Source organism: Paenibacillus sp. B-A-8 (assembly GCF_048572915.1).
GTDB lineage: Bacteria > Bacillota > Bacilli > Paenibacillales > Paenibacillaceae > Paenibacillus_AQ.
This window is the reverse complement of sequence record NZ_CP183882.1, coordinates 3,159,452-3,172,362: the sequence shown is the minus strand read 5'-3', so window position 1 is coordinate 3,172,362 and position 12,911 is coordinate 3,159,452. Positions and strand designations below refer to the sequence as shown.

Sequence of the window (12,911 nt, the reverse complement as noted above, 5' to 3'; positions counted from 1 at the left end):
CTGATTAAGTGAGACACTCCGCTGTAAAAATCTCTATTTCACTTAAATTATTTTCGAGGTTTGAAATAGCATTACATATAATAAACTGCTCTATATTGTCTTCATGATACTCTTTAGATAAATTTGGTTGTTTGTAAATTGTTTCTCTGAATCCTTTATTAAGTGCTTCACAATCAATTTCAGGATGCGTATCATGAAGTTCCTTGAGTTCAAATAGAAGGGCATCTTTTTTACGCTGGATGATTTCACAGACTCCTTCTTTTGAGTACACATTATGAGTTAACAGGATTCTTAATGCCGTAAGATCACTAGCTTTTTCCTGTGAAATTTTAATTAATTCTTCTTGAATCTGTAGCACTTGTTTCTTATTCCAATGATTTATTAATTCTTCAAAAATATTGTACACCCATTCTTGATCATCGCTGTGGTGATTTAGTACTTCTTTAACATATGGAATCATCGGATCCCCTATTTCACGTAAAAAAACTGATATTTGCCCCGCACCTGGCCAATTTGTATCTTGTAACCATTCAAGTAAACCTGTCAGTACACTGTTCACACGTGGATATCCCAAACGCACGACTGTTTCAGCCGCACCATCCCAATAGTCTTTTGAAATAGGCTGCAGTAACAAATGAAGATTCTCTTCCTCTGTATATTGTAGCTTCTTTATTGCATCTTCTTTTTCCTCTTCGGGTGTGCCCCATGATAACTTTTTGATTAAACTTGATATACTTTCCATTGTATCCGCCTTTTCATCATCATTTCGTTGTCATAGCAAGCTTCATCGATAGCCTTATAGGTAGTGCAGCATTACCCATCTGGTTCAAATCTCCCACCATAAATAAATCTTTAATCGGATAATAAAAAGCAAACGATCCTGTTGATCCAGAGTGCCCCATTAACTCTCCCTTGCCCATAAAAAGCGTAATCAACCCATTCAAAGGAATTCTCATGTAACCACTGCCATAGTAGATAGGCCCCATGGATGCTTGAAGTTTATTAGATGCCGATAGTTGTTCAAACAACTCCTTATTAAACAGCTTGCCTCCAAAGAAAGCCTTCGTAAATATCATTAATTCACGAGCAGTGGTGATACAGCCTCCACTCGCACGGCTGCTTCTAATCACTTTAGGTCGATAAATAGATTTATCCATATAATAGATATTCGGTATAATATCATTTTCATGTTCAGGTAGATATGTACTCTCTAATGCTAGTGGTTCAAATATGTATTTCTTATAAGCATCAGCTAATGTGGTTTTTGTTACTCTCTCAATGATTTCACCAAGCATGTCAAAGTTTATATCGGCATAGTATGCTTTTCGCTTAGTTTGAGGTGCAAAATGTGGCTTCAGGTTCTTTACCAGCGCCACCTGCTCACTAAAGGTTGTGTAATAGTCCTCCTCTATGGCACGACTCTTAGCACTATTTCCTCCTTCTTCAAACACATCCGGTAGCCCACTGGTCTGAAACAACAAATCGGATAGGGTCAGATCAAATGAATAATCCTTGCCACCAAACACATGGATATTACTTAACAGCTCATTATCAAAATACTTTGTAAGCCTATCACCCAAAGAAAGTTCATTTTTCTCTAGTAAACCTAAAATACAGGTTGTAGTAAATAGCTTGGTGATGCTGGCCATTAGTAACGGGGAGTCAACACCCTTGCCTCCATATTCTTTGCTGTAAGAGAAGTCGCCATTAGTGTTCTCTACGAAAATGACTCCTTCATGAATATGTTTAGAACTTGTTGTTTTATTAAAAATCTTCTCGATGTTTTGTATTCTTTTGGTTGTCATGGGTTATCCAATCCTCCAATCTACCTTCCAAATGACAAGAAGAACAACAAAACACATAACTCCAGCAAAAATACTAAGGAATATAATTATTAGTTACAACTTGGTTAACCCCGAATCATACACTTTCGTAATCAAAGCAACAGGTTTAATTTTTCCTAACGATATTTTCGTTTTATTATCCATATTATTAATAACACAATAACTAAAGACCCAATTATAAAAAACCAAATCGTTTTACCTTCCAATTGACCGTTGGCATATTGACCTTTATTTATGGCTTTGACAAATTCAGCTTCGTTGGTCTGAATGGCAATGATTTCTTTTGGATCAGTATTCTTAATCGAATAATATGGCGTTCCTTTAGGGTAAGTATTTGAAAAGTTGCCGCTGTATGTTCCTTCATGGTCTGAATATCGGGTTACTTGACCTATCTTCTTATCGATTTCATTCGAAGGGACGAGTTCTTCTGATGATATTTCATAAATATCGCCTGAGTAAACAACAAAAGAATAGGTCCAGTCCGCGCTCATAGAGCGTATTGGTAGCAAAGCAACAATGGCTAGAAATATAATAATGAACTTCTTCATCTTTTCCCCACCTTATCTACGGGATTCGATTGCTTTATACAGTTCATTAAACGTTCCGCCTTGATTTAATCCCTCAATAAGTTCCATTAAGCCTGACTTTCCTACGATCCCAAACCATCTGACAACTTCTGAATGGGCGATCTCATAATTTGCTTTTACTTGTGAGGGTTCATAAAAAGCATCTCTACTACTTAAATCATTAATATGATCTAAATTCAGACTTTCATCTCTTAAATATCTATGATCAACTACGGTTGCTAGCCCTTCATCAAACCATACAGGCACCTTATCCTTATTCATTAATCTCGTTCTTAGCTCACTATGCAGCAGTTCATGAGCTATCACATCCTCATTAAATCCATCAGGACCGACAACGATGTAATGTCCCCAATACGTATAATAAGTTTGTGCTGTTCGATTATTTTGAGCATATTTCTCTAGGGCTTTAGAAGATTGAACGAATAAAATGGTTGGATTAGCTTGAAACCCGTCAAAAACCTCTAAAATTCTCTCTTTAGATTGTGTGAGATCGTTTAAAATCATATCCTCCATATTCACAGGGATGTCAGGTTCCACATAAACATGTTCAACACGCTCCTCCATACTAGAAAAGTCGACCATCATCGCATGAACAGGTTGAGGATTTAACATGTAGCTACCTACTAGTAACATTAGAAAGATAGAAAGAATTGCAGCGATGATGAATTTCTTTTTCCTTTTTTTCATCATACCAGTAGCTCCTTTGGGGTTATTAAAAATACTCCTGTTTCATCTAGAAGTACGGGATATCTTTTTTTGCATACTAATATACATTCTCTTCCACTAATCCCATCTCCTCTACATAAAACTAATCTCTATTCACATAAAAAAGCCTCTGCTTCAGAGATTTCTTCTCTTAGACAGGGGCTTGGTCTGCTGTTATTTAATTGAGCTAATACCATTGTGCTTTTTCCATTTACGAATTTTCGAACGAAAAGTCTTGAACGGTGCAACGGAATTGATATGAATCCATTTGACCATAGGCCATCTTGGATTCTTTCCTGTCCATTTCCGGACTCCTTGCGTGAAAAGCTCTTCATCACTTAAAGAATCAATCCATTTCTGCCACTGATGTTCCGTTTCTTTAAATAAAGATCTTAATTCGTCTAATGTGCAGGTAGCATATGAATGATAAAACGATTGATATACTCCGCCAAGTTGATTCCATTTATAGTCCGGTGAAGGCGTAATGACGGCTCTTCCTGCTTTTTCATCCCTATCCCATTTCATCACAAGGTTCAACCAACCCAATTGATACGCAATGATTTCTGCTGGTGTCCGATCAACCTCTTCTATACGAATGTCTTTTTGAGTATTCTCAATGCCATCAAATTCTTTATCAAGAGACAAATACGCAGTATGTATAGCATTTTTCAATACTTCTTTAGTGGGATAGTTGAGTGTAGACATCATAACTCTCCTTTATAGACCTTTGCTAAATCACTTTATAAAAGTATTATGTACACGTTCAGATTTCATGAAGTACGCAATCCAAATTGCACTCGTCATCACGGGTCTAATAACATTCCGGAGTGACCGTCCCGTTTCAAGTTCTCTGACAAGTGGAATTTGTAAAAGAAGGACATAATCAATGATTCCAACTACGGGTACCACCACATAAAAAATAATTAATAATCGAGGTAATATCGATTTCCGTCTATAGAAATGAACTAGAATATATATACTGAAAAGTAATAGCGCTAGGGTAAATACGATTTCAAAAACAACGGTAGTTCCCCATAAAGGATGATAAAACTCTGATTCGCTTGAAGTTAGTGCAGTCCAGACTTCGGTGTCAAACATCATGGAAGAGTTCTGGAAAAACTGCATGATCTGAATGATAATCGTCCCATAAAGACCTATTTGTACGAGGATCAACCATCCCCCAAGTCCTGATACTCCTAAAGGTTTGTAATCTTTTTTATTTTCGATTATGTTTGTTTCCAAGACAACTCTCCCTGTTTTTACATCTAATGGATTATCAAAATTATTTCCTTATAAAGTAATATTCTCTCCAATAATAAGACACTTACTATCACTTCCATGCCCGATCTCGTTCGTCTTCACGATAGGAATCCGGCTGATCTCCTTCAGATACTCTTCAACGATTGAAAATTCATTATAGCGCTCAAGTTCAGTAAACGACCCAAGAATTACTCCAGCGCATTTATCAAAGATTCTAACTTGCTGCAGCTGGGCAAATAAGGAGACGATTTTGTTCGCTCTGCCACTTAAACTTTCTAAGAATAAAATCTGGTTCGAAGGGTCTGGAATATAATTGGTTCCTGCCAGCTTCAGAAAACATCGAATATTCCCTCCAATAACAATCCCGCTCATCTGGTTCCCACGAATCCAATGATATTTGAAATCATAAAGATCGTTATGCCCTTCGAAAAATGTTCCATAAAAAGCAGCTTGCTGCTCCGCCCCATCAGAAGAAACAAGAGTCATCAATTGATAATGATAGGATTTAGCATTACTTTGCGTGTATAAAGCATTTAAAATAACGGACAAATCACTCATTCCGAAAAAAGGCTTCGGATGCATTTGAATATTATCGTAGTCTAAATACTCCAAGATCTGGTTCGCGGAATCCCCACCTGAAATATCAAAAATCGCACGAATTTCATTATTTTTAAATAGTAGATTCAGCTCCGCTGCTCTTTCCTTAGGACTCCCACTGAAATAACCATTCCTTCTAAACAAGGTGTTGGAAATCACTACTTCAAGACCAAACGAGTTCATAATTCTAATTAATTCTTCAACTTTAGTTAGGTTCTCTACCCTCACGCCATCAGAACAAGCGATAAGTCCTACTTTATTCCCAACAGTGAACTTTAGAGCTCTACTCATCTCTGTTATTCCTCTCATCTCTAATATAAGCGATTCTCGTAGCTGTCCTTTAAAGACTTAGATACATCGTCTTGAGATAGCCCAAGCTTTTTCGCGTGATCGGCTATGATTACCGAGGGTTTAGGCAGCTCTTCTTTCAAGGGCCAGTACGTATCATCCCATAGATGTGATCTCTTAAAGGCTTTAGCACAATGCATATAACACTCTTCTACTTCAACGGCAATGCCCAATTTCGGTAGTTTACCTTGAGCCTCCATATGAACCATTATTTCTTGATCTTTGATAATTCTTGCCTGTCCATTGATCCTTAAGGTTTCTTCCAATCCGGGAATAATAAATATCAAGCCCACTTTTGAATTTAAAAGGATGTTGCGCAAAGAATCAAAACGTCGATTACCAGGCCGTTCAGGAATTACTAAATGCTTGTCGTCTAACACATATACAAAACCTGGGGCATCCCCACGCGGAGATACATCACAATTACCTGATGAATCACTTGTTGCTATAAAGAGTAACGGTGATTTGGAAATATAATCTCGGCAATGGTGATCGATAAGGGTTATACTCTTGTTGTTTACCAATTCACTGGGATACCCATACATTGACCTTAATTCTTCTTCAGAGTCTATAACTTCTTTAAAAATCTCTTCACTGTCCAGCTCTTTTTTCATTTGATCACCTCTAAATTTCTGAAATAATCCATTTTACTATCGATAAATCCATTGTCAAAGTCAGCGGCACCAATAAGTTCACCCTCACTGAAACATAAAGCAAATAACCAAAGCTGTCTAAGCGCAACGAACATAGGAACAGCACTAATATCATTGTCACTGAGATTTCTTAAGCTTCTGTATCCATTTAAAAATGCTGCCCATAACCGCTCTACTTCATCTTTATTATGGCCACTATGAATCTCTCTTGCTAATCTAAACTCTGCGATATCATAGGCTCTCCATCCGTAACCACAAATATCGAAATCATAATGAGTTAATTTCCCTTCGTCCGTGAAAGTCACATTCGTATTCCCATGCAAATCGCCATGGCAGATGCCCCAGTCGAGCCCCGCTTCCAGATGTACTTCAATCTGCGCTTTTAATTGTTTGGCAAGGTCATACAGGAATTGATAATCCTCTTGTCGATGCTTCATATGCAGTTTGATCGTATGAAGCGGTTTCTCAATTAAATGTTCAAAATCAAGTTTACCTCTTACATGTGCACTCTTAAAGTTATCCGTAGCTGTGTGGATTTGTGCAACTGACTGGCCAAATAAGTAGCTGTCTTCTACCGCATGAATAGGCTTTTCATTTCCTACAGCAAAACTAAACATAACGCCATACTTCACACCCTCAGGCACCAAAAACTCATTAATCATCATCCCATCTACCCGAGAAATAGGAATGGAGACGTTCACACCTTTTCCATGCAAATCGTTCAATAATTCTAATTCAAAATTTATGTCTGATTTATTTCGTCTATCCGCGCGATACACACGAAAGATGTATTTTTCCAATGCTGTTTCTAAGATATATGTATCGTTCATACCTCTAAGAAAATACTGCAGCTGTACTGGTTCTGGAATCTCATAATGTTCTTTAATATGTAATAATAACGCGTCTGTTGACAAGAGTGAGTATGTAATAGGAAAAAAACTCAAGTGTATCCCATCCCTTTAGATTATTGATAATACTATTTACACCATACCATATTTAGGGAATTGAATCATTTCCTTCTTAAATTCATGAGACCAATGTATGGTAATATAAGTATAATAATACAGAATCAAATACATGGAGGTGCTCGAATGCGTAAATCATCATTGATATTGAGTATAATTTTATTATCACTATCGTTAATTATGGGATGTAGCTCAGAAGTGGATGATGCCACTAAGGCCGCTGAGAAGTACAAAAACTTTGAATATACTGTCAAGGTTTCTGATGAGTTGTTTTCTACTGAATCCATTCTAGCGCGGAATGAAGAAATGAAACCGTATTTTACTGAATACTATACCGAAAAGGCTATAGGGAGCCGAATCACAACTATCCCTTACCAAATCGCTAATAAACAGAAGCTTTCTTTAGAACCAGATAACCTAAAGTTCACCCTCTCCGATCAAAAGAAAGATATTGTTGAGTTAAAATATACTTGTGATCTTGTTTTGTCGGATAAGGATGACAAAGAAAGTAAACGTGTCCCTTTGGAGGGAATACTGACTATGTTTGATGTGGATGGTCAATGGTTAGTGCAAGGAGATCGTTTTGACTCGGAGGCTTTAATGAAACTGATTTATGACTAAACACCCTTCATATACCATATTATTACTGGAAGATATTATCTAACAATAGTAATATTAATTTCCAGTACATAGTAATATGATAAGGAGCTAATGAGTCATGAAGCGAACTGCATTGATCATAGTAACATTACTTTTATTATTGGGGAGTGTTCCAATTACTGCGTCAGCAAAAGCAGCAACTGCAAAATCATGGAAGACACTTTACTCTGAGTATATCAAGAAAACATTAATGGATGCTACTAGAGACAGGTCTTATGACGATAGCTTCAATTATTTCACTTTAGTAGATTTAAACTTTGATGGTACTCCCGAACTTATACAGGGGTATTCTTTTCGTTTCATCCAGCCCATCAACATTGCTCTAACCGTCCAAAATGGAAAAATCATTCCATTCAATTACCAAGGAAAGCTGAAGGATAATTCAGAGGGCATATTTAATGTAGGTATGAGTGGATTTCTACCGCGCAATGAAAATCGTGGCCTGAATCTCTATAAGAACAAAAAGGATGGAACATTACATTATATTTCTTTTGTAGATAGCAGTGGCTCGTACAATTCTTATCTGCAGGTTTTCGAGATTAATTTTCAAGGAACCAAATTTAATGATAAAGAGATCTTCTTGGCAGACATACCAGACCAAGATAAAACGGATGATACGCCAAGCTTTTATGTAAATCAAAAAGAAGTGAATAAATCCACCTATGATAAGGCGTATAAGCAATATTTTTCAAATTTAACATTAGTACCAAGTAAAGTTATCACTGCAAACTATATAGACTTGTTTAATAATGAAGTTAACAAATTCGTTCCAAATGGAATCACTAATTATATAAATCGTTTTTCTTCATCCAAATAAAGCTTGTTGATTGATCCTCGTTCATTAGATACAAAAAGCAGACTGCTCATTGGAGCAATCTGCTTTTTGTATTACATTAACTTTTTACGCATCCGATAATTAATTAACAGAACCCCTTTTCGTTCAACACTTTGTGCTGCAACAAGTTCGTAACCAAGTCGTTCGAAAAAGGGTCTCGCTGTAATACTTGCTTCGGTATCCATTTCATGAAGATCAAGCTCTCTCGCTTTCAATTCAAGCTTGTTCACGAGAGCAGAGGCTACGCCTTGGCCTTGGAAATCTTTGTGGACATAAAGACGATCCAAGTGCCCTTCCATCGTCATATCCGAAAAGCCAACTATGTATCCGTTCATTTCGGCTACATAAGTAATATTTTGACGTAAAGAAGTGCTCCATGTATTAAGTTTGAGGGCCTTTTCCTCATTAGGTGCCCAAGCATCAAGCTGTTCTTGTGAATAGTCTTGTTTGTTTACAGAATGAACCGTCTCATAGAACAATGAGATAAGCTGACTAATATCCGATTCTTGATAAGCCCTAATTTCCATTCATCTTTCTCCTTGCTGGCATTGCTTCTATTTCACAAGTACTATTTACAGCTCTGAAGCACTCATGAACTGGATAAGATCAATTTTCTGACCTGTTTTAGCACTTTCCAGCGCTCCAAATACCATTGCCATACTATACCGATTATCCCTACAATTCGTCTCTGCTGGACGCTCTTCTGCTAGGGACAGGAACATTTCCTCCAAACATCCTTGATGGAAGGTTTTGTCCATATTAACAATCTCTCCATTTACACGCTCAACATCACGAATAAATTTATCACTCTGATCTCCTGCTTCGACTACTTCTGCATATGGCATTTCATGACTATCCCAAATCGCAGTTCCTTTTTCCCCATTCAGACGCCAAGCTGCTTCCCAAGAGGTAGAGGCACCTTCTGCACACCAAGACCCCTGATAAGTAAATACAGACCCATCCGACATCTCAAAGATACAGACTGCCGACGCATTCCCCTTATACCATGATCCAGGTGGATTAAACTCCTGGCAGTAAACAGATATCGGATTGGCTCCACTTATAAATCGGGCCTGATCAAAGGTATGAATCGCCATATCCAGCAGTAGAGGACTTTCCATGACATCACGGAACCCCCCAAAATGAGCGCCGAGGAAAAAGCTAGCACTGATGTAACCTACTCTCCCAATGGTATCAGACTCAATTAAGTTACGCAAAGAACGTATACGAGGGTCATAACGGCGATTCTGCATCACAGCATGGGCATTTCCAGTTCTTTCTGAGATCTCAACAATCTTAGTGCACTCTGCCATAGTCTCTGCCAGTGGTTTCTCACTAAACACGTTACATCCAAGTTCTAATGCAGTGCTAGAAATACTGTAATGGCTTCCCGGAACTGTAACGTCAAACACAAGATTAGCTTCAGTCGCCTGAATTGCTTCTTTAATATCAGTAAACGTCAGACAAGAAATCTCATGCTTTGCTGCCATCGCTTGTGCTGACTCCAATCGTATATCTACAAGAGCAACAATCTGAATATCTGAACGTGATAAAGCGTATTCAATCCAGGCGTTAGCCATTCCTCCGCAACCTGCAACCGCTACACGGTACTGAGCTGTCATAATTCTCCCCCTCTACGGTTACAGCGGATTAGGTACAAAGCTACCGCCCCGGCATTGTTTCAAATAATTTAAAGCATGTACTTGTCCCATCATTTCCAGCTCATCCCGATAAACAGGATCATGCCAGCCTTCAATATCAATCGTACCTTTATAACCTGCCTGACGCAAAATAGAAATAACATCGGTCCAGTTCGTATCACCAAAGCCCGGAGTACGGTGCCATACATAAGGATTGGGGCCAAGAATACCATATTCTTTTACGATATCCCAAGCAATGGTGGCATCCTTACCATGTACATGAAAGATCTTATCTGTCCATTTACGTAGCTGCGGAATCGGATCAATCAATTGGACCATCTGATGACATGGCTCCCATTCGAGCCCTATATTATCAGCAGGGACAGCATTGAACATCTTCTCCCAAGCTAATGGATTGTGAGCAATATTCCAGTCACCTGATCCCCAGTCTCCACCCATGGAACAGTTCTCAAAGGCAATTCGCAAACCGCGATCCGCTGCTCTTTTGGACAACTCTCCAAACACCTCGGTGAACTTCGGAATAGATTCATCAATGGATACCCCTGGCAGCCTTCCTGTAAAACCTGATACCATATCCGTTCCGAACAAATGAGCATGATCAATCAGTCGCTCCCAGCTCGCAATTGCATCGGAATTATCACCAGTATTCGTCAAAGGATTGCCGAAGATCCCAACAGATGAGATCACGAAGTCATGTTCTGCTGCAAGCTCTTGCACACGCTTTCCAGTTTCTACGAGATCTGTTTCCCCTGTAGTTTGCCAGAAGGTTAAGCTAAAAGATTCAAATCCATGTCCTACAATTTGCGGAATCACTCTTACAGCGTCGCCGCCGCCTACTAATGTTCCAATTCGCATTGTATCCTTCATCTTGTGACCACTCCAATATTGGTTTATAGTAAGTGCTATAACCCGAGTATATACTGCTTCTGAGCTTAAAACTCTTATTATCTTGTGTTTATATAGTCGTATCTTGTGGGAGTTGTGTGAAATATGAGTTACCCTAATGATCTTAAAGAATATCCTCAATTAGAAGAAAAAACGTATCCCTTCCGATTATTTTTTAATGAATGCAAGAACGCAAAGATCGGTCAGAATATCCTATTTTTGCACTGGCATGAGCATTTCGAAATCATCATTATGCAGGAAGGCAGCGCCATTTTTCACATAGACAGCAAGCCCTATGAACTGCATGCCGGAGAGGTACTGTTTGTTCCCTCTGGAGGATTGCATGTTGGGTACAGTCTACGGGATGATCATGTTCGTTTTATCTCAGTCGTATTCCATAGTTCTTTATTTAAGGATTGGAAGCAGGATCCTCAGCATGAGCAGTTTGTAGTCCCTTATTTAGAGAATCGTTATCAGCTGCCGGTCAAACCTGCAGAGCTTGTTCCGACCTGCTCCACATATTTTTCTCTTCTGGATACCATCGTTGATGAAGTACATCAGAAAGGTCCTGCTTTTCAACTGGTCATCAAGAATCAACTGCATTTACTCTTTGTGCTGCTCTCTCGCACCTTTCTACCTGAACAGGTTTCTGGTAGAACAAATGAGCGTCATTCCTTTAATCGCGAACGTTTTAAGCCACTACTAGAGTACATGGAGAACCATTTCGATGACAAAATGACCGTAGAAAGCGCCGCAAGATCTGTAAATCTAAATCCTTATCATTTCTGCAAAACCTTTAAGAAGCTAACAGGCCGAACCTTCATCGATTATGTTAATCTTTGCCGAGTAAACGAAGCGGAGCGATTGCTGCTCGAGACAGATTTCACAGTGACTGAGATTGCCGGGAGAGTGGGCTACGACAATCCCAATTACTTTACCAAGCTATTCAAGCAGTATAAAGGCATTACCCCTTCAGCGGTTCGGAAATAGGAGGTTCTGTCTCTGTTCGCAAAAATAGCACCGTTCGCCTCTCGCAAACGGTGCTGGTTATAGGATTATTCCATTGCTGTAAGCTCTAGCCTCCGCACACTTGCAAGCGCGGGAAAAGATTCATTCACCGTACCGGTACTCCAAAGCTCAACCTGCTGCCCTACTTTCAAATCCTTAAAGCTAATCGATTCTCCAGCTTCATTAAACATTGTTGACTTCTGATTGAATGAGAACCAGTAAGAGGGATCTTCCATACCAGGTTCAAGAATGAGAATCCGCTTCGCCTGTTTGGTATCGATCTGTACGATTTGACCTATTACATGTGGTTCGCCTAGCTCTGAAATGTCGTAGGTCAACATATCCGGATCAATCCACTTTTCTATCTCAAGTATGGCAGGTTCAGCATAATCAGATGGTATTGTAATCGTTACTTTATTACCAATCGTGTCCACACCGGAACCGTATAGATTAAGCTTCTGGTAGAGTTCTTGTTTATGCAAAAGCTCTTGTGCAGCTAATAACTCTTGCATCGAATATTTAACATCATGGAGCTCATAAGTACCTGCCGCGAAAGTCTGAGCAAACCGCTGCTCAATCTGCTTGCTCAAACCCACGATATTGATATGAACCTTATTATCCTGTAGATAGATATCTCCGTTAGGAATCTTCTGAGCCGACAGGAAAGCTTTAACCGCCTCTGGATCACTGGAGTAAAGCACTTTTTCAGCTTCAGGATCTTCTATTTCAGCGCTCGCAGTAGCCAAGATATCTGGATTTGCAGTAATTGCAGCAGCTGGAGCCGGCTCTTTATACGATTGTTGATCTTCTGAACAACCACTTATGAATAGAATAACAACAGATATCACTATCCAGCCGCCAGTCCTCTTAAGCATACTTGTCACTCCCTCACTCTTTACCTTC

General features: G+C 39.0%; 16 protein-coding genes. 3 read left to right on the top strand and 13 right to left on the bottom strand.

The window, feature by feature from the left end; all coding sequences use genetic code 11:
• Positions 1 to 4 precede the first annotated feature (4 nt).
• The 9 genes from ACN6MV_RS13910 to ACN6MV_RS13870 all read right to left on the bottom strand — a co-directional run bounded on the left by ACN6MV_RS13910 (position 5) and on the right by ACN6MV_RS13870 (position 6,938).
• A complete protein-coding gene (locus ACN6MV_RS13910) occupies positions 5 to 742 on the bottom strand; it encodes a DUF5071 domain-containing protein (protein ID WP_419886563.1) in 738 nt (245 codons plus the stop codon).
• A 19-nt stretch (positions 743 to 761) separates the two neighbouring features.
• The gene (locus ACN6MV_RS13905) at positions 762 to 1,805 is read right to left on the bottom strand and encodes a serine hydrolase domain-containing protein (RefSeq protein ID WP_419886562.1); all 1,044 of its coding nucleotides are present in this window, start codon (positions 1,803 to 1,805) and stop codon (positions 762 to 764) included.
• Positions 1,806 to 1,960: 155 nt separating this feature from the next.
• Complete coding sequence (locus ACN6MV_RS13900; RefSeq protein ID WP_419886561.1) at positions 1,961 to 2,392, bottom strand: hypothetical protein; 432 nt, start codon at positions 2,390 to 2,392, stop codon at positions 1,961 to 1,963.
• 12 nt (positions 2,393 to 2,404) lie between these two features.
• Positions 2,405 to 3,121 (bottom strand): hypothetical protein, encoded by a 717-nt coding sequence (locus ACN6MV_RS13895; RefSeq protein WP_076118371.1) that lies wholly within the window; start codon positions 3,119 to 3,121, stop codon positions 2,405 to 2,407.
• Positions 3,122 to 3,310: 189 nt separating this feature from the next.
• Positions 3,311 to 3,841, bottom strand: a complete 531-nt coding sequence (locus tag ACN6MV_RS13890; protein ID WP_419886756.1) for a ClbS/DfsB family four-helix bundle protein — start codon at positions 3,839 to 3,841, stop codon at positions 3,311 to 3,313.
• Between the two features lie 30 nt (positions 3,842 to 3,871).
• Positions 3,872 to 4,378 (bottom strand): DUF2569 domain-containing protein, encoded by a 507-nt coding sequence (locus ACN6MV_RS13885; RefSeq protein WP_419886560.1) that lies wholly within the window; start codon positions 4,376 to 4,378, stop codon positions 3,872 to 3,874.
• Positions 4,379 to 4,426: 48 nt separating this feature from the next.
• Positions 4,427 to 5,284 carry a S66 family peptidase gene (locus ACN6MV_RS13880; protein WP_419886559.1) on the bottom strand — a complete coding sequence of 286 codons (858 nt, stop codon included), beginning with the start codon at positions 5,282 to 5,284 and terminating at the stop codon, positions 4,427 to 4,429.
• Between the two features lie 20 nt (positions 5,285 to 5,304).
• Positions 5,305 to 5,955: a pyridoxamine 5'-phosphate oxidase family protein gene (locus ACN6MV_RS13875; protein ID WP_419886558.1), complete on the bottom strand. Its 651-nt coding sequence runs from the start codon at positions 5,953 to 5,955 to the stop codon at positions 5,305 to 5,307.
• Positions 5,952 to 6,938: a phosphotransferase gene (locus ACN6MV_RS13870; RefSeq protein WP_076118361.1), complete on the bottom strand. Its 987-nt coding sequence runs from the start codon at positions 6,936 to 6,938 to the stop codon at positions 5,952 to 5,954. Before ACN6MV_RS13870 ends, ACN6MV_RS13875 begins: the two co-directional genes overlap by 4 nt.
• A 147-nt stretch (positions 6,939 to 7,085) precedes the next feature.
• Between ACN6MV_RS13870 and ACN6MV_RS13865 the strand changes: the two genes are divergently transcribed.
• Both ACN6MV_RS13865 and ACN6MV_RS13860 read left to right on the top strand, forming a co-directional pair.
• Positions 7,086 to 7,580: a hypothetical protein gene (locus ACN6MV_RS13865; RefSeq protein ID WP_419886557.1), complete on the top strand. Its 495-nt coding sequence runs from the start codon at positions 7,086 to 7,088 to the stop codon at positions 7,578 to 7,580.
• A gap of 97 nt (positions 7,581 to 7,677) precedes the next feature.
• Positions 7,678 to 8,436, top strand: coding sequence for a hypothetical protein (locus ACN6MV_RS13860; protein WP_042127348.1), 759 nt, complete (start codon positions 7,678 to 7,680; stop codon positions 8,434 to 8,436).
• A 71-nt stretch (positions 8,437 to 8,507) separates the two neighbouring features.
• Here the strand turns inward: ACN6MV_RS13860 and ACN6MV_RS13855 are convergent, their stop codons facing one another.
• From ACN6MV_RS13855 to ACN6MV_RS13845, 3 genes are read right to left on the bottom strand one after another with little or no spacing between them, the layout of a single operon-like run.
• Positions 8,508 to 8,981, bottom strand: a complete 474-nt coding sequence (locus ACN6MV_RS13855) for a GNAT family N-acetyltransferase (protein WP_419886556.1) — start codon at positions 8,979 to 8,981, stop codon at positions 8,508 to 8,510.
• Positions 8,982 to 9,026: 45 nt separating this feature from the next.
• The gene (locus ACN6MV_RS13850) at positions 9,027 to 10,076 is read right to left on the bottom strand and encodes a Gfo/Idh/MocA family protein (RefSeq protein WP_419886555.1); all 1,050 of its coding nucleotides are present in this window, start codon (positions 10,074 to 10,076) and stop codon (positions 9,027 to 9,029) included.
• Positions 10,077 to 10,094: 18 nt separating this feature from the next.
• On the bottom strand, positions 10,095 to 10,982 hold the full coding sequence (locus ACN6MV_RS13845; protein WP_076118355.1) for a sugar phosphate isomerase/epimerase family protein: 888 nt from the start codon (positions 10,980 to 10,982) through the stop codon (positions 10,095 to 10,097).
• A 123-nt stretch (positions 10,983 to 11,105) separates the two neighbouring features.
• Here ACN6MV_RS13845 and ACN6MV_RS13840 point away from each other — a divergent pair, with 123 nt between their 5' ends.
• The gene (locus ACN6MV_RS13840; RefSeq protein ID WP_419886554.1) at positions 11,106 to 11,990 is read left to right on the top strand and encodes a helix-turn-helix domain-containing protein; all 885 of its coding nucleotides are present in this window, start codon (positions 11,106 to 11,108) and stop codon (positions 11,988 to 11,990) included.
• 65 nt (positions 11,991 to 12,055) lie between these two features.
• Here ACN6MV_RS13840 and ACN6MV_RS13835 read toward each other — a convergent pair whose 3' ends face one another.
• Complete coding sequence (locus ACN6MV_RS13835; RefSeq protein WP_076118352.1) at positions 12,056 to 12,883, bottom strand: DUF3221 domain-containing protein; 828 nt, start codon at positions 12,881 to 12,883, stop codon at positions 12,056 to 12,058.
• Positions 12,884 to 12,911 lie beyond the last annotated feature (28 nt).